Source organism: Clostridium amazonense, assembly GCF_056431285.1.
Genome location: NZ_JBWKMH010000028.1, coordinates 102,126 through 127,832 on the forward strand (window position 1 = coordinate 102,126; position 25,707 = coordinate 127,832).

Below are 25,707 nucleotides of genomic sequence, written 5' to 3' on the forward strand. Positions count from 1 at the left end.
AAAAAATGAAGATAGCAATTGTTGAGGATGAAAAGGTTCAGCAAGATTATTTATGTAAAATCAAATCGGACTAATAAAAAATTAATAGTAGATTAGGGATGTTAGAATTTAATTGCGAAATAAAACTAAAATATACGATAATCACAAAGAATTTATAACACTTGAAATTATATTTGAAATGGATTTAAAGCATATAAAATAGTCAAAGAACAAGGACGTTGAATAAATACTATTTTTAATGTAATATAGTTAATTAAGATAAAAATAAATAGTCTTTTATGGTTTATCTACTTTTTATTATATTTTTATAAATTAGAAGAATTGAAATAAAGAGTAGCATACCCAATGAATCTATCATAACATCGGTAATGTTGCCACATCTTCCAGGAATAAATAATTGATGAAACTCATCAGATATAGCATATAAGAAGCTAATTATAAAAGCCAAAAATACAGACTTCTTAAAAGTAAAATCACAAATTAGTCCATTATATAAACAAAAATCTAAAAAGAAAAACTCACTTATATGACCAAGCTTTCTAATTAAAGTATGTATAATATCAAAATTGGAACTTGTAACATCAAGACCTAAAAAGCCACACAAATTAACAAGGGGAACACTTAAAGAATTTGAAGTAGTGGCATCCCTATGCGACATAAGAAATATAAAAAACATAGTAAATATAGATAAAGTCCAGAAAATAACTCTTCTTTTCATAAATAACCCTCCAATGCAAAAACTATTATATTCTAATTAAATCACAATTTTTAATAGTGATGCAAATTGTAGGCTTTACTAAATTTTCTTTTAAATAAATATAAGGAATTGATCATATTTATTAAAAAAAGGAAATCTATATGCTAACATGTGGAATGCCAAAGCTAAATACTATGCTATTAGTTAAAATTCTTTATAAATTTTCAATAAATTAAGTTAATATAAAAACTAAATACAAGCAAATTAGAAAATTCTAATGTCTATTGAATTTTGTGTAATATGTTTTTAGGATCAAACCAGTTAAGTTATGAGGAATAGAAGGATAATTAATTTAAGTTAGAGAGAATTATTAATATTATTATAAAAAAAGATTATGTGTTAAAATTAATGTAGATAAAATTTACAGTTTTACAAAAAGATTAAAAGAGGTGTTATACAGATGAAGACAATAGAAGTAGTTGCTGCTGTAATTAGAAAAGAAGATAAGTTTTTTATTACTTGTAGAGGATATGGGGAATTTATTGATATGTGGGAATTCCCAGGTGGGAAAATAGAAAGTGGAGAAAATAGAGAAGAGGCACTTCATCGTGAAATAAAAGAAGAGCTTGAATTAGATATAGATAAATTAGAATATTTAACAACAGTAGAGTATGATTATTCTAATTTTCATTTAACAATGCATTGCTATGTCTGTGAAATAGCAGGAGGAACGTTACATTTAAATGCACATAATGATGTTAAATGGGTAACGATAGATGAATTAGATAATGAAAGATGGGTGCCAGCTGATATTTTAGTAGTTGAAAGTATAAAAGATAAATATAAATAGGCAATGGAATTTAAACTTCATTGCCTATTTATATTTAAAAAATTAATAAGTTATATATTCATAAATATCAGATCTAACAGGTGTAAGCAATTGATATTCTATTTCAACAGCAGTTTTATTAGTATTTTTCATAATAAACTGATTTGGATTACCGATAGCACGAATACTTCCTAAAAAATAAAATTCTTTAGAGATTTTATCATCTTTATTTTTCCTAACAAATAGATACATTTTTACATTGTCTTTATCTGCATTGTAAGCTTGGACAACATCATCAGAAGATGTAGTTCTTCCAGATTTAGATATTGCAATTAATTTTGACTCTGATATAAACTTATCTTCATAATTAATAGAATCATCAATGCCATCATGTTTATCATAATTAATAAAAACTGGATAGGTTTTAGTTGTTTTATCAAATTTATAACCACCTATATTAAGAGCAACTTCGCCTTTTTCCCATTCTAATAATCTACAAACATCTTCATAAGTATACTTTTGATAAAGTTGAAAACATGTGTCTTTATATGAATTACTGTAATTTTTAGAGTATCTTCTAAGTCCAAAGTCAATTAATTCATAAATCATATCTTTAAAAAATACATTTTTTAAAAGACTAAGAAATTCTTTAGATGCAACATATTCATTATCTGTTTTTTCAATAAAGATACATTTAGAATAAGTTTTTCTTCCTGTACCAGTAGGGAATTCATTTGTTAAGATATTAATAATATTAGTTTTAGTAATATTATTGAAATTAATATTATAGGTATCTTTTAAAGTTACAATTAAATTATCTATTAGATTAGTTTCATTTTTTAGTATAGATTTTAATAATAAAAGTTCATGAGGTCTTTTACCTGATGCTAATTTTTTAGAAATAAACTCTATAAATAATTCCTCAGTATCATTTAATTGGACGTCATAATCTTTTTCGTATTTTTTTAAGAATATATGGTAAGAACCTAAATTTTTGTTATCAAAAATTCTTAGTGGATCTATAGCTTCATATTTATCAAAATCATATAATGTTGGAATTTTGCCAAGTTTTTGTTTTAAACTTTTATAGCTTTCTTTAATTAGTTTTATATCATTGAAATTAGCAACATCAATAGATTCAAAAATTTTCTTTTTAGATATTTCGTCAAAATTAATTGTGGAACAACCTGGAATTATTCTTGAGCCTTCTAAAACATATTTTCTAAGAGTATCTTTATTAAAAGTTCTATCACCAGATAATGCAATAGGAATCAAAAAGTTTTTATCATAATTACCGACAAAATCAATGATTACAACATATTCCTTTGATTTGTTTTTTCTAAGACCTCTACCTAATTGTTGAATAAACACTATAGATGATTCAGTTGGCCTTAGCATTACAACTTGATTAACAGAAGGAATATCTACACCTTCATTAAAAATATCTACTGTAAAAATATAGTCCAAGGAATTATTTTTTTCATCTTGTTCTAATTTTTCGATAGCGGTATTTCTTTCTTCTTGAGTATTATCACCAGTTAGTGCAACAGTATTGTATCCACGAGAATTAAAAATATTGGAAAGCATTATAGCTTCATTTTTATTACTGCAAAATACTAGACCTTTAACTCTATCTCCACAGTAACCATAAAAATTAATTGTATCTATAATGTAATTAATTCGCTCATGGGCTACCAAAAACTTAAAATCAGATTTTTCATTAAGCTGAGTACCATCAACAGTTATATCAGAAATTGCAAAATAGTGAAATGGACATAATAAATCTTCTTCTAAAGCTTGCTTAAGCCTTATTTCGTATGCGATATTGTAATTAAACATTTTAAATATATCAAAATCATCACTTCTTTCAGGGGTAGCTGTCATACCAAGAAGAAAGTCAGGATTAAAATAATTGACTATTTTTTGATACGTATTAGCACCAGCTTTATGAACCTCATCAATTATAATGTAATCAAATTCATCGTTACTAAAACTATTTAAAATCTTATCTTTAGATAAAGTTTGTATTGTAGAAAATATAATTTCTTTATTTAAATCTTTACTATTACCAGATAAAATCCCCATAGATTTAGTGTCTCCAAATACATTTTTATAACTTTCTAATGCTTGTCTTGCTATTTGTTCTCTATGTACAACAAATAAAGCTTTCTTAGGATTATAGTTTCTAAGTTCAAATGCTGATAAGTATGTTTTCCCAGTTCCAGTGGCTGAAATAAGAAGTCCTTTATGCTCTCCACTTTCTCTTAGTTTATTTAAACTTTCAATTGCGGCTACCTGCATCTTATTAGGTCTTAATTTATATTGAGCAATGCTTGGGATAGTAGTTTTTTTAGTATATTCAAGCTGCTTTCTATAGATATTTTCATATGTATTTATCCAATCTAAAGTTAAGTCGTTAGCATCATTCCAAAGAGTGTTAAATTCACAAACAACATTTTCGGTTAAAAGTCCTTCTTCAAGAGAAGAAACTTTTAAATTCCATTCTTTATTTTTAGTTAAAGCAGTTTGTGTTAAATTAGAACTACCAACAATTAGTTTATAATGATTACTATGTTTAAATATATATCCCTTAGTATGAAAGTTTTCTTTGTTATATACTCTAACCTCAATATTGGAAAATTCTAGAAGCTTTTTTAATGCTTTAGGTTCGCTAAAATTAAGATAATCAGTTGTTAATATTTTACCCTTAATGCCTTTTTTATTTAGTGTTTTTAAAGTTTCTAAAAGAGGTAATATGCCACTATTAGTTATAAATGCAACAGAAATAAAAAACTCTTCACATTTATTTAACTCATATATAATTTCATTTAATACTTTGCTACCTTTAGAATAATCATTAATAATTAACTTTGGTGTCAGTGCTAAATTTGAATCAACCATACTATTAATTAAACCTGTTTCACTAGCTTTAAGCAGTTCTTCTTTTAATGCAAAATTATTTTCTTTAATTGATTTCACATTAATACTACTTAAAGAATCTTTTAAATTATTACTTTTTAAAATACTCATAAATTCACCCTTTTATATACAAAATAGTAATTTTATTATAACATGATAACGTTTAAACATTAACTAAATAAGGATAAAAAATAATATTTAGACTTACAAGAAATATGTGTATTCATACTATGGTAGTATAAATTAATATATGGAGAGATTTTATATGACTGTAAAAAAGACTATAGCGTTACAAGAAGATGTTTTTATAATTGCAAACAAAAAAGCTAAAATAAAGTGTAATGGTAATTTTTCTAATTATATTAATTCATTATTATATGATATAAATAAGGATGAAATTAATAAATTACAACAAAATAAACCTAAGAAAAATGGAGTTGAGTTCAAGGCAATAAAAACTAGCACATGTGAATACTGTAAGGAAACTATAAATATTGGTGATAAAATATGTAATGCTAAATTTCCAGATGAACATATTAGTTATACACATGTAAATTGTTGTAAAGAATAAATTTTGATTTAGTAATAAGATTTTAAAATGTAATAAAATAAAAAGTAGGTAAATCTTTAATGGTTTACCTACTTTTTATGGAAAAATATTTCAATATTAATATGTGATATAATATAGGGAAACAAGTTCAAATTCAAAACTATTTTTAAAGCTGTAAATATATTGATTTCAAAAGAAATACTTAGTATAAAATGATTCCAAGCTAGTCTCACTCTTAAGGGTATCCAAGTTTTGGAACTAATAATTATGAAGATTAACTTGGAACCCTATATAGGAATACAAGTTGAAAAGTACAATTATTTTTGTTTCATTTGGGAATTCTAATTAATTTAATTGAAAATGGAAAATTGAAAGTTGAAAGTGAATGTAAAAATTGGAGATCCAATTTAAAAAAATGATTTTTTATTAGATTTGCAAAGCAAATTATTTAAACACAATATAAAAACCGAATTTTATAAAATATCCAAAGTAATAGGGATAGTTACTATTGAAACTGTGATTAGTAAGAACATTGTAATGGGGAATTTATTCTCCAAAATGAACTTTTTATGGATAAATATTATACTGATTTTATTTGAAGTACAAATAAAACATTGTAGTGGGGATTTCAATCCCCGTAATATTCACCATAACTTTTCACTATTCACTCTTACTTTCTTCCAAATACAAAAACAGGAATAAACTGTAAGCTTAAGAGTATCATTTGAGAAAGAGATTGCTTTAAATTTGAGCTTGGAACCCGATATATTGAAATAAATTAAAATTATAACAAATAAGAGGATTATAGATGGAAGAACAATATTATGAAAAATTATTAAATGTAAAAACTTCAGGAAAGCAAGATTTGAAAGAAACAACTATACATTACAATAGATATGAACCAACAGATTATGAAGCATTAAATAAATTATGTGAAGAATGTAAAATAGATAAGTTAGATTCCGTAGTAGATTTTGGATGTGGAAAAGGTAGATTGAATTTTTATTTGAATTACTTTTGTAAATGTAAAGTTACAGGAATAGAAATGAATACATATTTTTATAAACAAGCGTTGGACAATAAAAAAAGTTTTTTAGAAAAACATAAAATTGATGAAAGCAAAGTTAATTTTGTTTGTACATTTGCTGAAAAATATGATATTAAGCCAGAGGATAATAAATTTTATTTTTTTAATCCATTTTCAATGGAAATATTTATGAAGGTAGTAAATAATATTTTAGAATCAGTTTATGAGACTAAAAGAGATATTGAAATTATACTTTTTTATCCAGCAGATGAGTATATATCATTTTTAGATGAGTATACGCTTTTTACATTACATAAAGAAATAAAAGTAGATAACGTTAAAAATGATAGAAGATATAAGTTTTTAATATATAAATTGGCTTATATATAAATCAATGAAAATAGTATAAGTAAGTGTAGATAGGGTTTTAAAATGTAGAGTTGAAAAGGGGAATCATTTATGAAGGTAAAAACATATATATTAAATTCATTTGGAAAATCGGTAGATGGAGGAAATCCTGCAGGAGTAGTGCTTGAAGCCGATAATTTATCAGAGAAAGAAATGAAAAAAATAGCATCTATTATAGGGTTTAGCGAAACAGCATTTGTTATGAAATCAAAAATGGCAGATGTTAAAGTAAGATTTTTCACACCTATAGAGGAAGTAGATATTTGTGGACATGCAACCATAGCTACATTTTCATTACTTGCAAATAAAGGAATTATAGAAAGTGGTGAATATACTCAGGAAACCAAGGCAGGAATATTAAAAGTTAATGTTAATGAAGATTTATCTATTATGATGAATCAAAATAAACCAATATATGGAAAAGTTTTAGATAGGGAACTAATAGCTGAAACATTAAATATTAGTACAGAGTCATTTATGGAAAATCTTCCAATTCAAATAGTATCAACAGGGCTTAAAGATATTATTATTCCTGTGAAAAGTATAGAAATATTAAATAATATAAAACCAAATTTTGATGCTATTTCAAAAGTAAGTGAAAAGTATAATGTTGTTGGGTATCATATTTTCACTCTTGAAACTATAGAGAATTCAGTGGCACAGTGTAGAAATCTAGCTCCACTTTATGGTATAGATGAAGAGTCAGCAACGGGAACGTCAAATGGAGCACTTGCTTGTTATTTATTTAAATATGGAAAAGTTAGTTCTTGTAAACAGATAAATATGACAATGGAACAAGGTTATTCAATGAATAAACCTTCAAAAATAAATGTAGAACTTAAAGTTAAAAATAATGAAGTTATAGATATAAAAGTAGGAGGAAGTGCTTTTAATTTAAAAGAGATGGAAATTGAAATATAGTTAATTATAGGATTTTATAAAAACAAGATTTAAACAAAGTTAAAAAGTTAAAATTGTAACGAAAACTTTAAGAACTGAAGAAAATTTGACTACAAAGAATTAAATTAGTAAAATTATAAAATCAAAAGATAAAAAATTATCTCAAAAGGAGTATGAGGCAATGAATGAACTATCACCAATATCTGAATTTGTGGGTGCAGTAAAATATGGCGATACAGTAGGACTTGTTATAGCAAATGTAGACAGTGTATTGCGTGAAAATATGGGATTAGATAAAAGTCAGAGAGCAGTAGGAATTATAAGTAACAGGACAGGAGCAGGCTCTCAAATTATGGCGGCAGACGAAGCGGTAAAAGCTACAAATGCAAAAGTAGTTAGCATTGAACTTCCAAGAGATACAAAAGGTGGACCAGGCCATGGCTCATTAATTATACTTGCATCAGAAGATGTATCTGATGTAAGAAAAGCTGTAGAGATTACTCTTGAGAATGTAGAAAGAAATTTTGGAGAAGTTTATGTATTTGATGCAGGTCATTTAGATATGCACTATACTGCAAGAGCAAGTCTTGCTTTAAATAAAGGATTTAATGCACCTATAGGAAAAGCTTTTGGAATAATTGTAGGGGCACCAGCAGGAATTGGAGTTGTAATGGCAGATACTGCAATGAAAACTGCAAATGTTGAGCTTGTTAATTATTTAAGTCCAAACAAAGGAACTGCACATTCAAATGAAGTTATAATAACTGTAACAGGAGATGCAGATGCTGTAAGACAAGCGGTAATTGCAGCTAGAGAAGTAGGACTATCTATTGCTAAATCAATGGGGCAAAATCCTACATCTATTACAGGAAAACCATATCTATAATAAAGTTTGTATATATTTATCAGATGTAATATAAATATATACTTAATGTACCTCAGTATAACAAAATAATTTGTTGTATTGGGGTTTTTCTGTATATTCATTCTTATAAAAATAAATATTTTAAAAAGCTTATAAAATAGGTGATAAAATCATTTGTAATTTAAAAATGGTAAAATAATTTTATTGATGAAGTAAATAATGAAAATGCATATAATTACTGCACTTGATTAAAATATATCTATAGTTAAAATAAGGAGAGTAATTTTTATGTATAGTAGCATATTATTTATCACAATAATTAAATGTATTTTAATATATATATTGTCATTAATACTTAGTAAATTAATTGGTATTAAAATTATTTCACAGATGAATTTCTTCGATTTTATAATGGGTGTTTCCGTAGGGTCAATGATTGCTAAAATTGTTATTGATAAAGATCATGTAGTATTTTCAGGAATTACAGCATTACTAATGTTTACATTATTAACTATAGCAACTAGCTATTTAAATTTAAAAAGTTATACAGCTAGAAGGATAATGAATGCTAAGACTCTGATACTAATAGAAAATGGGCGCATTATTGATAAGAATGTAAGAAAACTTAAGATTACAGTAAATGAACTTATGATGAAGTTAAGAGAAAAGGATGTTTTCAATTTAGAGGATGTACAATTTGCAATAATGGAGCGAAATGGTCAATTATCAGTTTTAATAAAATCTAATAAAAAGCCAGTAACACCATATGATATGGAGTTAAATGTAAAAAATAGTTCATTGCTAAATGATATTATAATTGACGGAAAAATAATAGATAAGAATCTTAAAATAGCAGGCATAGATAAAAAATGGTTACAAGCTGAAATAAAAAAGAAAAATATAAATAATATTAAAGATATTTTTTATGCAGGTGTAGATAAAAATAAAAAGCTTATTATTTCAGAAAAGTATCCTAATAATTTTAATCCAGAAAGTAAGTTTGGAGTAGAATAACTATTAAATAAAATATGTTTAAAATAATATTAAGCTTGGAATTGAATATATTGGTGTTCAAGATTATATTTTGGAACTTGAACACCTAAAAATCATTTTATGTATTTTAAATAGAAGCACTATTGATACAATCATAAGTAAAATGTTCTTTTTCAGTATCATAATATAACCAAACTTCTAAGCCTAAATAATCATCCACTGGAAATCTAAGAGAAGGATTTTCATAAAAACCTAAAAAACGTGCTTCAACACTAAGAAAAATGTTCTCATCACATTCACTAATAGTAATATCACCAACATACCATTCGCCTGTCAGTTCACATCTACGAGGAAACATATTTTCATCATCATTACAAAGATCTTCATTTTCCAAGTATTCTCTTGTTTCATTTGAAACTATTTCCATAATTTCAACCTGGTGTTTTATAAATAATTCTTTAAGAGAAGTATTATCGAATTCTATACGAGGTTGTAATTTATTTTCAAAATTTGGGTATTCATTGTTTGTGTTGGGATTCATCATAAAAAGTTCTTTAAAATCTAAGCTCATAAATATCCTCCTACTGTATAAATATCATTTTCATAACACTGTAAATTTTCACCTATATTTATGTAAATTAAAATTACTTCTAGTGTGGGTAATGATAATATTTATTTGATATTACCATAATATCTCAATAAAATCTATTAATTAACTTAACTATAAATGTATAATTTTAAATTAATATAAATGTCAATAATGAAAAATTATATTTCTTGAAAAAGTAGAAATGAATTTTCAATTAATAAAAAGAATATTTTAAATTTGTAATTGTAATTCATGGTAGAAAGTAGAACCTTCATAGATATAGGGACTTGCTTTGATTATTATAATTAGTATCTTATTAAATAATAGGAAGATACAATAAATAAAAGGAATTAAATATACAAATGACTGTCCATCATGTTATAGATATAAGACTTAAAAATTTAATATGACATATAATTAGAAGAATACAAAAATCACTCTAAAAATTTTTAAAATGATGATTTAACATTAAAAATTATATGTACAAAGTACAGATTTATACTGAAGCAATAGTATAATTCTACTATTTATATAATAAATTGTAATAGTGTTAATAATGTATATGAGGAGATTTTATATTATGATGGAGATGAAGTGTCCTGTGACAGGTAATAGAAATAAAAGTATGACAAGTGATGGAAATACCAATAAAGATTGGTGGCCAAATCAATTAAAGCTTCAAGTTTTACGTCAAAACTCTGAACTAAGTAATCCTATGACTAAAGGATTTAATTATTGTGAAGAGTTTATGAAGCTAGATTTTAAAGCTGTAAAGGAAGACTTATCTAAGTTAATGACAGATTCTCAGGAGTGGTGGCCTGCTGATTATGGTCATTATGGACCACTTTTTATTCGTATGGCATGGCATAGTGCAGGAACTTATAGAGTTTCTGATGGTAGAGGTGGCGGAGGACTAGGAACACAACGGTTTCCACCACTAAATAGTTGGCCAGATAACATTAATCTAGATAAAGCACGACGTTTACTTTGGCCAATTAAAAAGAAATATGGAAATAAAATATCTTGGGCTGACCTTATGATTCTAGCTGGTAATTGTGCATTAGAATCTATGGGAGTAAATTTAATTGGATTTGGTGGAGGACGTGAGGATGTTTGGGAGCCTCAAGAAGATATTTACTGGGGAAGTGAAAAAAAATGGCTTGATAGTGATCGTGAACCTATAGGTGGAGAACTTGAAAATCCTCTTGCAGCTGTTCAAATGGGACTAATCTATGTAAATCCAGAAGGGCCAAATGGAAAACCTGATCCAGTGGCATCAGCTCATGATGTTAGAGAAACTTTTAGGCGTATGGCTATGAATGATGAAGAGACTGTTGCGCTTATAGCAGGTGGACATACTTTTGGTAAATGTCATGGGGCAGGTCCTGCAACTTATGTTGGACCAGAACCAGAAGCTGCACCTATTCAGCAGCAAGGGCTTGGATGGAAGAGTACTTTCAAAAGTGGAAAAGGTGAAGATACTATAAGTAGTGGTATCGAAGGTGCATGGAAGAAAAATCCTACACAGTGGAATATGAATTACTTAAAAACCTTATTTAAATATGACTGGGAATTGGTTAAAAGTCCAGCAGGAGCATACCAATGGTTAGCTAAAAATGTAGATGAAGAAGATATGGTAGAGGATGCATTTGACCCATTAAAGCTTCATAGGCCTATGATGACTACAGCAGATTTATCATTAATTTTTGATAGAATATATGAACCTATAGCTAGAAATTACTTAGAGAATCCTAAAAAATTTGAAGTGGATTTTGCTCGTGCATGGTTTAAATTGACTCATAGAGATATGGGACCTATTTCAAGATATCTAGGACCAGAAGTTCCAAAAGAAATATTTATTTGGCAAGATCCTGTACCATCAGTTGATTGTAAACTTATTAATAAGAAAGATATTTCACATCTTAAGAAAAAGATTTTAGATTCAGGACTATCAGTATCAGAACTTGTTAAAACAGCTTGGGCATCTTCATCAACTTTTCGTGGTTCTGATAAGCGTGGGGGAGCTAACGGTGCAAGGATTTGTCTTGAGCCTCAAATACAGTGGGAGGTTAATGAGCCAGAAACGCTTAAAGAAACATTAAATGAATTAGAAAAAATTCAAATAAGATTTAATAAATCACAATCAGGAAGTAAAAAAGTTTCATTGGCAGACATTATTGTTCTTGGTGGATGTGCTGCTATTGAAAAAGCTGCAAGAAATGCAGGATATCATATAGAAGTACCATTTACTCCAGGCAGGACTGATGCAACTCAGGAACAAACAGATGTAAATTCTTTTGCTGTACTTGAACCTATGGCAGATGGATTTAGAAACTATATAAAAGATAAAAATACATTAAAACCAGAGGAAGCGTTAATTGATCGTGCACAACTGCTAACATTAACTGTTCCTGAAATGACTGTATTAATTGGTGGAATGAGGGTATTAAATGTAAACTATAATAATTCTAAAGATGGTGTATTTACTCATAAATTAGAATGTCTTACAAATGATTTCTTTGTAAATCTTCTTGATATAAATACTATTTGGAAACCAATATCTAAAGAAGAAAAATTTATAGGTTATGATAGAAAAACAGGAAAAGAAAAATGGACAGGTACAAGAGTTGACCTTATATTTGGATCTAATTCTGAACTTAGAGCAGTTGCTGAAGTATATGCATGTAATGACAACAAGGAAAAATTCATTAAAGATTTTGTAGCTGCTTGGAATAAAGTTATGAATGCAGATAGATTTGATATAAAAAAATAGTATAAATAAAATGAAAACCTCTCAATTTAAGGGGTTTTTATTTTTTGAATTAAGGTTATATAGTTAAACATTAGAAAAAATAAAAAATCTTAATAGTAACATATATAATGAAAAAATTTAAAACACTAATCTGTGAAATTTTCAAAGAAGCTGTAAATATCTTTCCATTTAATTTTAAAGACTACCTGTTGAAGCGACGTCCTTGTCTGGTGCAACAGCTAATCCGCCCTTGGATTAGGTCTTAAAAATTAAATGAAAAATATATAAGGATTCAAGATGAAATTTAAAATTATTTAAATATGAAATGAGAATAATATTAGTAAAGGAAACAGGAATTATTTAAAACGGTATTCATAAAAATTTGAAAGAAACTCTAATAAATTTGCCATTTTATTTTCAAGACTAAACGGCTATTAGTGAACTAAATTCAGAGCTATGTAATTAAATTCTAGTCTATTTTTCATAACTCTTCGTTAGCAATTCACATTAATAAAATACCATTATTGATGTGAATTACTTCCTTGATTTATAAAAAATATACATTGAATTTTCAATTACATATTTCTAAATTTAGTTCACACGACGTCCTGTCTAGGCAATCGCTGAACCCGTCCTTGGGTTCAGGTCTTGAAAATAAAACACAAATTAATAAGATTTTCTAAATCAATTTTAAAAGAAATACTTATTTGAATAATTCCTGTTTCTTGATAAAAAAAGAAAAAATCTTATTATATAAACATAAAAATTATATTTATTAAAAAATAGAAATGAAATTCTAATTAATAAGAAGCATATTTAAAATTTGTAATTGTAACTTATAGTAAAAAGTAGAACTTTCGTAGATACAGGGACTGGCTTTGGTTATTATAATTAATATCTTTCAAATGATAGGAAACTACAATAAATAAAGGTAGCTAAACATAAAGAGGCCTGTCCCTCTTGTTATGGATATAAAACTTAAAAATTTGATATAACATATAATTAGGAGAATATATAAAACACTTTCCAAACTTAGATAAATAAGGAGTTAATGTGATTAAAAAAATTACAAAGTTTCAATAATATCATGGATAATGATATTGAAGAGAAGTTGTATAGTGGAATTTTATGTAGGATATAATCGTTATTTACATAAATACAATTTGATAATTTATTTTCAGTTAGACATAATAAAAAAAGTAAATTTAGGTAACTTATATAGAGAAAAGGTTTTACCAAAAAACAAATATAGAGGTGTTATAGTGTTATGTCAAAACAATATTTTAATATATTAAATATTAAGAGTTATATGAAAAGCATTTTAATAATAATTTTAACTATTATCTTTGCTGTTTTTATTATTTTAAATAAGAGAATTAGCAAATCAGTAATTTGTAATTTTGATGAAGATAATGGTGAATGGTTAACTGTGTCTGTTACCAGTACCAATAATGATAATAGAAGTGACATATGGGTAGTAGATACAAAAACTGAAGTAAAAGAGAAATTGGTAGAAAATAGAGAACCAATGATATCAGGTAAGATAAATAAGTCTGGAGATATTTTGATTTATTCTGATGCCATTGGAAATGGTCCTTGGGATATCTTTAAACTTAATATTGAATCTAAAGAAATTGATCAAATTACTAATGATTCTTTGGGTGAATTTAATTTGCATTTTGGTGACGAAAAGGGAAATATTATATTTGCAAAAAGTGGAGATAAAAATTCACCAATTCCACAAATATCTCGAATAGATGTTAATGAAAAAGAAAGGAAAACTATTGAATTAAGTTCTCTTGATTTAGGTGTGCAAGATTTTGATATTAGTGATAATAAAATTATAGCATTAGCGTTTTCATATAATGAATACATAACCAAAAAATTTAAAGAAAATGATGATTTAGCAAAAATTAATTACTGTATTATAGAAATGAATATGGACGGAAGTAATAGAAAGGTAATAACTGAAATAAAGGCTTCAACATTAGATTCAATTTCTTTATCAAAGTCTAAAGATTCTATAATACTAGGTGGAAAAGGTATTAATGATAATGAAAAAGGATTTTATAAATTAGACTTAAAGAGTAAAGAAATACATACTTTGTTAACACAAGAACAACTTGTGAAAGGAAATGAAGTACTTGAAATTTCAAGACCATATATTGCAACTCTTAGTTCTAATGGAAAAAAGCTTTACTTTGCTGCTATACCAACTGGAACAAGTGAAAAAACTATTTATAGCAATATAATAGTTTATCCCAATATATTGTATTGCTATAATTTAGAGGAAAAGGAATTAAACGAATTTTTCAAAATACCAGATGCATTTATTTCAAATATCTCTTTTACATATAAATAAATTGAAAATAATCTTATTGCAAGAAAAAGTAATCTATATTTAAATTTTTTAAACCATTGAAGATGGATAATTTTAATAGTTAATTGCTAATACATTAGAAGTAGAGTTAGAAGAAGTTAAAAGAAGAAAATAAATTGATAAATAGTAGAAAGTATAACTTTTGTAGATACAGGGACTGGCTTTGATGATTATAGTTATTATCTTTCAAATTATAGGAAGCTACAATAAACAAAGGAAACTAAACATAAAGATGCCTGTCCCTCTTGTTATGGATATAACTTAGAAATTTGATATGACATATACTTAGGAGAATACATAAAACACTTTCAAAATTTTAACAATGATGATTTAAGGTTGCTTTCTAAAAAAGTAAAAACTCTCAATAATAACATATGTAATGAAAAAATTTAAAACACTAATCTGTGAAATTTTCAAAGAAGCTGTAAATATCTTTTCCTTTAATTTTAAAAACTACCTGTTGAATCGACGTCCTGTCTTGTGCAACAGCTAATCCGTCCTTGGATTAGGTTTTAAAAATTAAATGAAAATCTATAATAGCTTCTAATTCAATTTTCAATGAGTAGTTTATTTAAATTTTTCATTATATAAATTTTTAAGATGAAGGGAAAAAAGAAAAAACTATAGAAATAGTTAAAAAAGTAATAAAAAAGGGAATGAATAACGAAACAATAAAAGAATTAATAGAGTTAGATATTGATAAAATTGAACTAATAAGAAAAGTAGCTAAAAGGAAGTAATGGAATATTAGATAAGCTTCACCTCCACCATAAAACCTACGAAAATCATTTTATTGGATTTTTGTGGGTTTTTATATTCATGATCATGGTATAATATAGTAAAAAATAAGTTTATTCAATAAAGAGGTAAAAAATGAATTTACAAGCATACACAAGAAATGTAAGAGATATATTGGATTTAAATAGAAAATATATTATACCAAGATTCCAAAGAGAATATGCGTGGGAAGAAGCTGAATTGTCAACTTTATGGGAGGATATTTTTGCAAATATAAATAAAGAAAGGACACCAATAAAAGAAAATCCTTATTTTATTGGTTCATTAGTACTTATTGGAGATGATTCAAAAGATAGTGAATTTGAAGTGGTTGATGGGCAACAAAGATTAACTACAATTACAATATTGTTATCTGCAATATCAGAAATGCTAAGAATACATGGAGATGAAAAAGCATCTAATGCTACATATAAATATATTGAGGGTACAGATGACGATGATAATAGCTTTTTTAAGTTAGTAAATGAAAATCCAAAGCCTTTTTTACAATGTAGAATTCAAGCAAAGGAAAAAGATAAAGCGTATAAAGCATCAACTGAAGAAGAAAAGAAATTATTGTATGCATATAATTTTTTTATAAAAAAATTAGATAAGAATAATCTTGATAGAGAACAAGATAAATTTTTTGGAGCATATAACAAACTTAATACATTAGATATGATTAAGCTGATAAGATCGCAAGTATTAGCATTTAAGACTATTTTCATAACTGTTGAAAGTTTAAATGAAGCATACATTATATTTGAAACTCTTAATGCAAAAGGAAAAAATTTAGAATCAATAGATTTAGTAAAGAATAGAATATTTAATGTTTTATCTAAAGAACATCCTACAGATTTTGCTAAAGATAAGTGGAAAAAAATGAAGGAAAATTTATATAGTAGGACTATAAAAATAAATTTAAGTACTTTCTATAGGCATTATTGGATATCAAAATATCCATTAGTAACAAATCAAAAACTGTATGAAGAATTTATTAAAAGAACAAATAAAAATGAACTAGAATATAAAAGGTTTATGAATGAATTAGAAGAGATGTCTGAGGTATACACTAAGATTGTAAATCCAAATCTTGATGATTATAAGTTACAAGAAGAAAGGTTTATATATAATTCATTAAGTGCATTGTGCATATTTGATGTGATTCAAGTTAGAACTATTATATTATCTTTACTTAGTGCAAGAAAAAAGAAGTTAATATCTTTAAAAGATTTAAAATTATCAATAGAGTCATTAGAAAAGTTTCATTTTATTTTTACAGCTGTGTGTTCATCGAGAGCATCTAATATAGAAAGAATGTACTCAAAGCATGCAAGGCATATTAGTTCATGTAGAGATAAAGATTCTATGAATAAAGCAATCAAAAATTTAGTTAATGAATTAAAAGAAAAACTTCCTGATTTTAATGTGTTTAAAGCTAATTTTAATAAGATAGTATTTACAAATGAAAATACTCAGTATAAGAAATTAATTCAGTATATTTTCAAAAAGATAGAATTATATAAACATAAGACAAATGAATTATCAATTAATATTATAAGTTTAGAGCATATATTATCACAAAGCACAAAGTTGTCATGTATGCCTGTAATTGGAAACTTATTACCTCTTGATAAGGAAATAAATAGTGATATGGGAGACATTGATTTCGATAAAAAAATAGAATATTTAAGAAAATCAGAACTATATATAGTTAAAGAATTTGTGGCTGAATATAAGAATAAATTATGGAATGAAGAAGAAATAAATAGAAGAACAGATTCTTTAGCCGATCTAGCTTATAATGAAGTATGGAAAATATAAAAATAGATTTATGAATATTTAATCAAAATATATTGAATAGAGTAGGACATCTATATCGAATAGATAATCTCTATAGGAACATAAAAAGTGATGATGGAAAGAATCTGTCATCACTTTTTTATTATAAGAAAATTATTAGAATTGAATTAATACAGATATTACAAGGAAGAAAATAATATATACAGTAAAAGTACATAAGAGAATAGAATAGTTATAAGTAAGAACTTATTAGTGAATGTGTTAACAACACAATTGTGTTGTTAATGATAATATGTTGTGTTAAAATATACTTATGAGGAAGTGTATTACTAAAAAAATAAGGGAATTAAGGATAAAAAATAAATTAACAATACAAGAATTAGCAAAAAAATTAGATATTCCAGCTTCTACCTTAGGGATGTATGAAAGGGGAATGAGAAATCCAGATATTGAATTAGTAATGAAGATTGCCGCTATATTTAATGTGGATACAAAATTTTTTTATGATGAAAACTATATAATTTCAGAAATAATTAATAGTATAGACGAAATTGAAAATGATTCTGAAATAATAAAGGCTAGAAAAAGAGCAGGAGGATTTTGTGAGTTATGCAGGCAAATGGCTCCTTTTTTTTTGCAGGATGGAACACCTTATTTAGAGACTCATAAAATCATTATTAAAGGTAATAGTGAAAAAATAGTAATGCTATGTCCTAATTGTAAGAAAAAAATTGAAATATTAAAGTATATTGGAGACATTAATTACTTAAAAGGAATAATTGAAAGAGAGATGAAAGATGGAGAATAGTATTTTTACAAATGATGTTTGTGATATAGTAACTCAAATGGAGCGCTATATTAAAAGTGATGGAATTAAAAAAGAAAAAGTTGAAAAGCTTATAAATGAAGTTAAGTATTTATATAGTTTATATAACACAGCACCATCTATTGTATTTATGGCTGATAAAGGTATAGGAAAAACAAGTATTATTAATTTTATACTGGATTTTAGTTATAGAAGACAGAAAACAAAGACAACAAATAAGAAAAAGAGGAAAATTGATATTTATCAAGATGTATTAGATACAGGATCTGGAGCTACTACGTCGTTTAAAGTTATTCTCATACAGGCGAATAAAGATATAAGCAGAATAAAGATAGAACCTTATTCTGATAATGAAACTGTAGATATAATCATAGGGTTTTGTAAAAAAATCTATCATGACGTTTTTAATGATAAGAATTATAGATGTGATGTCCCACCAGAAATGCATAGAGCAATTGTAAATATGATTAATCTCCATGAATTTGAGGTAGATGATAATGTAGCAAAAATAGATTTAATCAAACAATATGCATATAAATACGAAGATAGGTTTGAAGAATTAGTTGAAGATTTAGTAGAAAGGTGCAATTTAGAGAACAGAAAAACAATTATTTTTGATTGTGATGTATCAGATGAGAAGGCATCTATAAGATCTATATTTAGGGAGATAAATTTAATGCATTTAGATTATGCACCATTACCTAAATGTGTAACAATAGAAGTGAGTAAAAAAATATTCGATTTTAAATCTTTAGGAAATATACATAGTATTATTGATACAAGAGGATTAGAAGGTGGAGGTATTCCGACTGATAGAAAGGATGTAAGGAATTATTTCAAAAATCAAAATGATAAAATTTTAATGTTAGTAGATAAATTCAAATCACCTTCTAATAGTATGATAAAATTGCTAAGTGATTATATACATGAAGATGATTATGAGCTCATATCTAGAGTAGGATATATGCTGAATTTTTATGATGGAGAACCTGAAAATGTGTTGATGGAAGACGGTAAAGCAGGTGAAGAATTTAGAGGTATACAATATAAAAAGGAACAATTAATAGATCTTTTAAATAGTAATAATATTAAGATTGATGAAAATAATATAATATTTGCAAATCCTAAAAGATTTATGGATTCTGAAGGTGCAATCAGTATTGATATGGATGATATAGAAGATTATGGTTCGAAAGAAGAGGCAGAACAATATAAGATTTGTATTAGAAATGACGATAGAAAAGAATTAATAGATAGTATAAAAAGCATGGTTGATAATAGAAAAGCATTTATATTGAATCAAATACAGTTAAAATATAAAGAATTTGAAGTTATAAAGAACAAAGAATTAGATAGCTTGAATTTAGATAAAAATTCAATTATAGAAAAAATTATTAGTCTAAAAAAAAATTATTATTGTATTTCAGAAAAGTTATTGATTAATAATATTATGAGTGCATACTTCAAATCTCTTTACCCTGCAACAATAATGGCTATAAATAATAGATATGGAATATATTTCGAGAGAGACATTTATTTAGTTGGATGCAATGAAATAGAACAGATATCTAAAAAGTCATTAATTAAAATTGCAAACTATGCTATTAAGCAAATATATGAAAATGTAGAAACAGAAAAAGAAAAAAGAATCATATCTTATTCAGTACAAGCTATAAGGGAATATTTTTATAAATATATAGATAAGATGAATGTAGGTTTTTACAATTATATCAAAGATAATGTTTTCAAAAAAGAGGATTATGAATTTTGGAATAAAGTAATGAGCAGATGGGGTGATGGTCCAGGTTATACTAATGATGTTATTACATGGTATGAAATGAAAATTGATAATAGCGATGCAAGTACATATATAGCAAGTATGCTTAATAATGAAATAGATACATTTAAAAATGGTTTAATAGATGTTATAAATGAAAACTTATAAAGATATTTAATTGTAGAAAAATGGTAGATTTCAAAGGTGACGATTCGCCTCCAACATGAAAACCTGGACAATACAGAAATGTGTTGTCCAGGTTTTTTGTATATTGAATACCACTAGTTCAACTAGTGGTTCTAAAAAGCTTATAGATATGAGTAGAAAAAAGAAAAACTCCAATATAAAATAGAATTAGGTTTGCCGACTAAAATTAAATTATATTGGAAGTGTCCAAATGGACAATAGTAGCTTAGCACATAGTAAATGGAATTGCAAATATCACATAGTTTTTGTACCAAAGCATAGAAGACAAATAATTTATGGAAAGATAAAAGTAGATATAGGAGTAATACTTAGAGAATTATGTAAACAAAAGGGAGTAGAAATAATATAAGCAAATGCATGTAAAGATCATATACATATATTTGTAAGTATTCTACCGAAGTTAAGTATTTCGCAATTTATGGGGTATTTAAAGGTGAAAAGTTCACCAATGATATTTGATAGACATGCAAACTTGAAATATAAATATGGAAATAGACAATTTTGATGTAGAGTGTATTGTGTGGATATAGTAGGAAATAATAGTAGATAATAGAGGAATATATAACTAATCAAATACAAGAAAATTTTGAGTATAAGCAATTAAGAAAAGTCAGGTAAAAAACACCTTTTATGTGCAGCCTGGAAAAGCATGCGGTTGGCAGAACGTTTAGAGTGCGTAATAGCACTTGCCAGTAATATGCTATTATAGAGCTAGAACAACCTACTAGTTTAACGTGTGGTTTTATTTAGTTGCTTAAAAGCAATGAAGGCGTAGAATAAGAAATATATGGTAATAGTTTTTATATAAAAAGCTTCTAAAAGTAAATATTATCAAATTTTGTGTTATAATTAGGTTACAAATTGTTGGGAGGATAAAACTGTGAGAGAAAAGTTAAGTGAGCTAAAGAGTATTCTAGGTAATACACAAGGTTATAGATATTTAGGAATGAGTATATTTTTATTAACAAATGAAGAGGAAAACTATAAAATATATAGATTAAATTTTCAAAGGAATGAAAAGTTTAAAGAGGCATTAAAAGAAAGCGTTCTTAATATAGATAATGATATACAAATATATTATTATCCAGAATGCATAAAGCCTAATATTACTCAAGAAGTATCTTATATGAAATTAGAAGATATACCTATTTATAATAAAATAATACAACGAATAGAAGATTTTGATAATACAGCAGTTTTAAATAATAGGAACATTGAAAATATTATAAGTAAAAGTAAAAGTTATGTAGTTAAGTATGCCTATAGTAAAGGGAATGAAGATAGAGAAATATTTGCATTTTATAAAATGACAGCATCAGCTTTTTATAAAAGAGAAAAAATGATGTTTGGATTTGATAATGAGGATGGAGATAGCTTAAAAGAAATAAAGACAAACTATTTAAAATTTGATAATAAATTAGTGGGGTTAGCTATAGAAGATTATATGTTTATTGCTGATGGTGTGGGGTTTGGACGATTATTTAAATACGATGAACATATTAATAAGGCTTCACAAAATGTTTTGAAAAAGATAAATGAAAAAAGTATAATAAGTAATTTTGATGAGTTGGAAAGCTACTGTAATGCAAGTAAAATTATGAAAAGTAAATTATATCAAATTCAACAAAAGGGTACTGCTGATATATATGGTATAGATGAATTTAAGACTATGAAAGAGCGCTGTGGAAGTAAATTGAAGCTTAAAATCACAGATAATGATAAAATTGAAATATTATTAGATGATAAGAGAAAGTCTATAGACCATTTATTAAGAGTATTAAACAATGAGGGAGCCGAAACTATTATAGATGGAAATCCTATCTTTGCAGATAAAAAGGTATTATTATAAATTATTAGAGTTTATATTCTATAGTTAGAAAAATATACTTATGATTTATTAGAGGAGGAAATATGTTAAATAGTAATGAGTTTGAAAAATTTCAACAATACATGTTTAAAGTTCTTCTATTTTTGAGTTCATATGTACCTCTTTCTATTATAATATTCATTAAAAATATAGAGAATTATCATTTAGCATTATGGATTTTAGTATTGTTTATAGTTATACCGTTAATTATTATAAGACGGTATATAAATATACCTATAAAGAGAGGACAGCCTAATAGAGATATTAAAATAACTAAATGTAATAGCATGGAAAATGAGATGCTAAATTATATATCTGGATATATAATACCGTTTATAGCGTTTAATAGTGATGTAATAACTAAAGAAGGAATAGATACAAAGGAATTATTAATAGTAATAATTTTATTTAGTGTTATAGGTTATTTATATATGAAGGCTAATATGTATCATATAAATCCTATTATATCAATTTTTTATGATATTTATTTAGTTAATACGGAAACTGAGGATGAAGTTATTCTATTAGTTGACAAAGGAAGAGAAATAGAGATTAATAGAAAAGTATTTGTTAGAAGAATATCTCCAGGAATTCTTCTTTTAACAAATAATAAATGTATGATAAGCAGGAGTAAGATATTAATGTTAATAGGAATGTTATTTATTTTACTATTAATTTGGAATGAAGAGTTTAAAAAAATAATTATAAATATATTAAGAAGTTTTATAAATTTACAGTATTTTTGAGTGGATTTTTAAAGGTCATGCTTCACATCCACCATACTCCAATATAACACTTTGTTGTATTGGGGTTTATTATTTTTAGAATATTAATGGAAAACTATTGATAATGATAATCATTAATGGTAAAATATAGTTGTTAGCTAACTAAGTTATCTTTGAGTATTAATGTTTATGATTTTAAGGATATTATAAAATGTTAATTTAGAAAGGGTTGTTTAAATTAAGTAGTTACTATGGTTTCAGAATTTTTAAGTGACAATATTGATAAGTTAATTTAGTTATCATATAATCATGACTAAGTTATTATTGTTAGGAGGAAGGATTTTGAGTAGTAGTACTTATGAATTGACACATGAAAAAATAATTGAGAGTGGGAAAAGATTATTTATAGAAAAAGGATATGAGAGAGCAAATTTAAGAGAGATTTGCAAAGGTGCAGGTATTACAACAGGTGCTTTTTATAGACATTTTAAAGATAAGGAGTCATTGTTTTCTGCATTGGTTGAACCAGCAATTCAAGGGCTTAGAGAGAAATATAGTATAGCAGAAGATAAGTGTTTTGATTATATTTTAGAAGGAAGTCTAGAAAAAGTTTGGAATGTTTCTGCAGAAGTTTTACAGGAGTTTATAAACTATATGTTTGATCACTTTGATTGTTTTAAGTTATTATTACAATGCTCAGATGGAACAAAGTATGTAAATTTCACAGATTGGATGGTAGAAGAGGAAATAAAGGATACATTAAAAATGTATGATGTTTTAGAAGAAAAAGGAATTGAATTTAATCGTATTAGTATGAAAGAAATTCATATGATAGTGCATTCTTATTATTCATGTATTTTTGAAACAGTACTTCATGATTATAAAAGAGAGGAAGCACTTCAATGTGTTAATACTCTTTCAACTTTCTTTTCAGAAGGTTGGAGAAAAATTATTGGTCTTTAAATATGAAGACCAATAATTTTACAGTTATGATAACAAAGTTATCATAACTGTAAATTAGAAGTTTAGTTTAAATATTTTAGTAAGAGTTTATAAATGTTTTACAAGGAGGGGTTCATATGGAGGGGAAAAAACCAATGGCAAGACTTTGGGAGCTTGGAGAAGATGAGCATGGAGGATTAATTTCTGCAATAGTTATGGCTATAATTGGTGTATTATCAGGTATAGTTCCTTATTTTGCAGCAACTAAAATTATTATTGAATTATTAAAGGGTGGTTCTAATAAAAAGATTTATATTTGTTGGTGTCTAGTTGCATTAGCTGGATATTTAGGAAAGTCAGTTTTTTATGCACTTGCATTATCAATGTCACACAAATCAACTTTTTCAATTTTGAAGAATGTAAGAGAAATGATAATTCATAAGTTACCTAAAATGCCACTTGGAACAATTATAGATACATCTAGTGGAGAGATGAAGCAAATTATAGTTGATCAAGTTGAAAGCATGGAGCGTCCACTTGCACATCTTTTGCCAGAAATGACTGCAAATATATTAGGTCCTATATGTATTTTGATTTATTTATTTGTGCTAGATTGGAGAATGGCACTTTTATCTGTAGTTTCAATTCCTGTGGGGATGCTATTTATGGGAGTTGTAATGAAAAATTATGCTAAGCAGTATGAAGGTTCTGTTAAAACAAATAGTGAAATGAATTCTACTATTGTTGAATATATTGGAGGAATAGAAGTTATTAAAGCTTTTAATCAAGGAAAAACATCTTATGCAAAATTTCAAGATAAAGTACTTGCAAATGCTTCATATTTTTATAATTGGATGAAAAGTTGTCAATTTCCAATATCTTTATCAAAAGCAGTATCATCAACAACATTGATTACTATTTTGCCAATTGGATGGATTTTGTACGTAAATGGAAGTTTAAGTATAGAAACTTTTATTACAACAATTATTTTATCACTTGGTATAGCAGGTCCACTTTTAGCAGCAATGGATTTTATAGATAGCTTAGCAAAAGTTGGAACTATTGTGGAATCTATAGATTTCATTTTAAAAGGAAAAGAACAATTTCATAAAACAGAAAAGGTTAATTTAAAAAACATGAATATAAAGTTAAGAAATGTTTCTTTTGGATATCATGATGATGAAGAAATTTTACATGAAATAAATATGGATATATCAGAAAGAAGTTTAACTGCATTTGTAGGACCAAGTGGAAGTGGAAAGTCAACAATTGCAAAATTAATAGCTGGATATTGGGATATAAAGTCAGGAAGTATAAGCATTGGAGGAAAAGAATTAATAGAAATTCCATTAAACCAATTATATGATTTAGTGTCTTTTGTATCACAAGATAATTATTTATTTGATGAAACTATTAGAGAGAATATTAGAATGGGGAATTTAAAAGCAACAGATAAAGACGTAGAAAAAGTTGCAAAATTATCTGGTTGTCATGAGTTTATCATAAAGTTAGATAATGGATATGAAACTTTAGTTGGTAGTGGTGGAAGTCATATATCAGGAGGAGAAAGACAAAGAATATCTATAGCAAGAGCTATGCTTAAAAATTCACCAATTATAATTTTAGATGAAGCTACAGCATATATAGATCCTGAAAATGAAGCAATAATTCAAAAAGCACTAGCAAAACTTGTAGTTGGAAAAACAGTAATTGTTATAGCACATAGGCTGTCTACTATAACTGATGCAGATAAGATTTTTGTTGTTAAAGATGGAGAAGTGTCTGGATTTGGTACACATGAGGAACTTCTAGAAAAAAACTCTTTGTATAAATCTATGTGGCAAGCACATATTGGTGTAAAGGATGGTGAGTAA

The 25,707-nt window shown here is 26.3% G+C and carries 18 protein-coding genes and 1 pseudogene; 16 read left to right on the forward strand and 3 right to left on the reverse strand.

Annotated elements, in window-relative coordinates; all coding sequences use genetic code 11:
* Nucleotides 1–283 precede the first annotated feature (283 nt).
* Entirely contained in the window at nucleotides 284–718 is a 435-nt protein-coding gene (locus AC07E4_RS12005; protein WP_040329567.1) for a VanZ family protein, read from the reverse strand.
* 439 nt (nucleotides 719–1,157) lie between these two features.
* Here AC07E4_RS12005 and AC07E4_RS12010 point away from each other — a divergent pair, with 439 nt between their 5' ends.
* Complete coding sequence (locus AC07E4_RS12010) at nucleotides 1,158–1,547, forward strand: (deoxy)nucleoside triphosphate pyrophosphohydrolase (RefSeq protein ID WP_040329565.1); 390 nt, start codon at nucleotides 1,158–1,160, stop codon at nucleotides 1,545–1,547.
* Nucleotides 1,548–1,589: 42 nt separating this feature from the next.
* Here the strand turns inward: AC07E4_RS12010 and AC07E4_RS12015 are convergent, their stop codons facing one another.
* On the reverse strand, nucleotides 1,590–4,556 hold the full coding sequence (locus tag AC07E4_RS12015; protein WP_478216513.1) for a DEAD/DEAH box helicase: 2,967 nt from the start codon (nucleotides 4,554–4,556) through the stop codon (nucleotides 1,590–1,592).
* A gap of 154 nt (nucleotides 4,557–4,710) precedes the next feature.
* Here AC07E4_RS12015 and AC07E4_RS12020 point away from each other — a divergent pair, with 154 nt between their 5' ends.
* The 5 genes from AC07E4_RS12020 to AC07E4_RS12040 all read left to right on the forward strand — a co-directional run bounded on the left by AC07E4_RS12020 (nucleotide 4,711) and on the right by AC07E4_RS12040 (nucleotide 9,209).
* Complete coding sequence (locus tag AC07E4_RS12020) at nucleotides 4,711–5,016, forward strand: hypothetical protein (protein WP_478216514.1); 306 nt, start codon at nucleotides 4,711–4,713, stop codon at nucleotides 5,014–5,016.
* A 787-nt stretch (nucleotides 5,017–5,803) separates the two neighbouring features.
* Entirely contained in the window at nucleotides 5,804–6,412 is a 609-nt protein-coding gene (locus AC07E4_RS12025) for a methyltransferase (RefSeq protein ID WP_478216515.1), read from the forward strand.
* Between the two features lie 69 nt (nucleotides 6,413–6,481).
* Entirely contained in the window at nucleotides 6,482–7,351 is an 870-nt protein-coding gene (locus AC07E4_RS12030; RefSeq protein ID WP_478216516.1) for a PhzF family phenazine biosynthesis protein, read from the forward strand.
* Between the two features lie 115 nt (nucleotides 7,352–7,466).
* Nucleotides 7,467–8,216: a propanediol utilization microcompartment protein PduB gene (pduB, locus tag AC07E4_RS12035; RefSeq protein ID WP_478216573.1), complete on the forward strand. Its 750-nt coding sequence runs from the start codon at nucleotides 7,467–7,469 to the stop codon at nucleotides 8,214–8,216.
* 267 nt (nucleotides 8,217–8,483) lie between these two features.
* Nucleotides 8,484–9,209, forward strand: coding sequence for a DUF421 domain-containing protein (locus AC07E4_RS12040; protein WP_478216517.1), 726 nt, complete (start codon nucleotides 8,484–8,486; stop codon nucleotides 9,207–9,209).
* A gap of 106 nt (nucleotides 9,210–9,315) precedes the next feature.
* Here the strand turns inward: AC07E4_RS12040 and AC07E4_RS12045 are convergent, their stop codons facing one another.
* A complete protein-coding gene (locus AC07E4_RS12045) occupies nucleotides 9,316–9,759 on the reverse strand; it encodes a hypothetical protein (protein WP_478216518.1) in 444 nt (147 codons plus the stop codon).
* 598 nt (nucleotides 9,760–10,357) lie between these two features.
* Between AC07E4_RS12045 and katG the strand changes: the two genes are divergently transcribed.
* The 10 genes and pseudogenes from katG to AC07E4_RS12095 all read left to right on the forward strand — a co-directional run bounded on the left by katG (nucleotide 10,358) and on the right by AC07E4_RS12095 (nucleotide 25,707).
* The gene (gene katG, locus AC07E4_RS12050) at nucleotides 10,358–12,550 is read left to right on the forward strand and encodes a catalase/peroxidase HPI (RefSeq protein WP_478216519.1); all 2,193 of its coding nucleotides are present in this window, start codon (nucleotides 10,358–10,360) and stop codon (nucleotides 12,548–12,550) included.
* 1,246 nt (nucleotides 12,551–13,796) lie between these two features.
* Nucleotides 13,797–14,891: a TolB-like translocation protein gene (locus tag AC07E4_RS12055; RefSeq protein WP_478216520.1), complete on the forward strand. Its 1,095-nt coding sequence runs from the start codon at nucleotides 13,797–13,799 to the stop codon at nucleotides 14,889–14,891.
* A gap of 891 nt (nucleotides 14,892–15,782) precedes the next feature.
* The gene (locus AC07E4_RS12060; protein WP_478216521.1) at nucleotides 15,783–17,510 is read left to right on the forward strand and encodes a DUF262 domain-containing protein; all 1,728 of its coding nucleotides are present in this window, start codon (nucleotides 15,783–15,785) and stop codon (nucleotides 17,508–17,510) included.
* A 292-nt stretch (nucleotides 17,511–17,802) separates the two neighbouring features.
* A complete protein-coding gene (locus AC07E4_RS12065) occupies nucleotides 17,803–18,297 on the forward strand; it encodes a helix-turn-helix domain-containing protein (RefSeq protein WP_478216522.1) in 495 nt (164 codons plus the stop codon).
* Complete coding sequence (locus tag AC07E4_RS12070; protein WP_478216523.1) at nucleotides 18,287–20,260, forward strand: hypothetical protein; 1,974 nt, start codon at nucleotides 18,287–18,289, stop codon at nucleotides 20,258–20,260. The genes AC07E4_RS12065 and AC07E4_RS12070 overlap by 11 nt, the downstream gene beginning before the upstream one ends.
* Before the next feature lie 229 nt (nucleotides 20,261–20,489).
* Nucleotides 20,490–20,917: pseudogene (tnpA, locus tag AC07E4_RS12075) on the forward strand (IS200/IS605 family transposase).
* Nucleotides 20,918–21,179: 262 nt separating this feature from the next.
* Entirely contained in the window at nucleotides 21,180–22,148 is a 969-nt protein-coding gene (locus tag AC07E4_RS12080; protein ID WP_478216524.1) for a Kiwa anti-phage protein KwaB-like domain-containing protein, read from the forward strand.
* Nucleotides 22,149–22,210: 62 nt separating this feature from the next.
* Complete coding sequence (locus tag AC07E4_RS12085) at nucleotides 22,211–22,912, forward strand: hypothetical protein (protein WP_478216525.1); 702 nt, start codon at nucleotides 22,211–22,213, stop codon at nucleotides 22,910–22,912.
* Nucleotides 22,913–23,233: 321 nt separating this feature from the next.
* Nucleotides 23,234–23,854 carry a TetR/AcrR family transcriptional regulator gene (locus AC07E4_RS12090; RefSeq protein WP_478216526.1) on the forward strand — a complete coding sequence of 207 codons (621 nt, stop codon included), beginning with the start codon at nucleotides 23,234–23,236 and terminating at the stop codon, nucleotides 23,852–23,854.
* Between the two features lie 116 nt (nucleotides 23,855–23,970).
* Nucleotides 23,971–25,707, forward strand: coding sequence for an ABC transporter ATP-binding protein (locus AC07E4_RS12095; RefSeq protein ID WP_478216527.1), 1,737 nt, complete (start codon nucleotides 23,971–23,973; stop codon nucleotides 25,705–25,707).

Excerpts from the sequence above, each read along its gene's own strand:
- AC07E4_RS12005 (WP_040329567.1), bottom strand. The coding sequence starts at position 718 with ATGAAAAGAAGAGTTATTTTCTGGACTTTATCTATATTTACTATGTTT.
- AC07E4_RS12055 (WP_478216520.1), top strand. The coding sequence starts at position 13,797 with ATGTCAAAACAATATTTTAATATATTAAATATTAAGAGTTATATGAAA.
- AC07E4_RS12030 (WP_478216516.1), top strand. The coding sequence starts at position 6,482 with ATGAAGGTAAAAACATATATATTAAATTCATTTGGAAAATCGGTAGAT.
- AC07E4_RS12085 (WP_478216525.1), top strand. The coding sequence starts at position 22,211 with ATGTTAAATAGTAATGAGTTTGAAAAATTTCAACAATACATGTTTAAA.
- AC07E4_RS12045 (WP_478216518.1), bottom strand. The coding sequence starts at position 9,759 with ATGAGCTTAGATTTTAAAGAACTTTTTATGATGAATCCCAACACAAAC.
- katG (WP_478216519.1), top strand. The coding sequence starts at position 10,358 with ATGATGGAGATGAAGTGTCCTGTGACAGGTAATAGAAATAAAAGTATG.
- AC07E4_RS12040 (WP_478216517.1), top strand. The coding sequence starts at position 8,484 with ATGTATAGTAGCATATTATTTATCACAATAATTAAATGTATTTTAATA.
- AC07E4_RS12070 (WP_478216523.1), top strand. The coding sequence starts at position 18,287 with ATGGAGAATAGTATTTTTACAAATGATGTTTGTGATATAGTAACTCAA.
- AC07E4_RS12065 (WP_478216522.1), top strand. The coding sequence starts at position 17,803 with ATGAGGAAGTGTATTACTAAAAAAATAAGGGAATTAAGGATAAAAAAT.
- AC07E4_RS12020 (WP_478216514.1), top strand. The coding sequence starts at position 4,711 with ATGACTGTAAAAAAGACTATAGCGTTACAAGAAGATGTTTTTATAATT.
- AC07E4_RS12010 (WP_040329565.1), top strand. The coding sequence starts at position 1,158 with ATGAAGACAATAGAAGTAGTTGCTGCTGTAATTAGAAAAGAAGATAAG.
- AC07E4_RS12015 (WP_478216513.1), bottom strand. The coding sequence starts at position 4,556 with ATGAGTATTTTAAAAAGTAATAATTTAAAAGATTCTTTAAGTAGTATT.
- AC07E4_RS12095 (WP_478216527.1), top strand. The coding sequence starts at position 23,971 with ATGGAGGGGAAAAAACCAATGGCAAGACTTTGGGAGCTTGGAGAAGAT.
- AC07E4_RS12025 (WP_478216515.1), top strand. The coding sequence starts at position 5,804 with ATGGAAGAACAATATTATGAAAAATTATTAAATGTAAAAACTTCAGGA.
- AC07E4_RS12060 (WP_478216521.1), top strand. The coding sequence starts at position 15,783 with ATGAATTTACAAGCATACACAAGAAATGTAAGAGATATATTGGATTTA.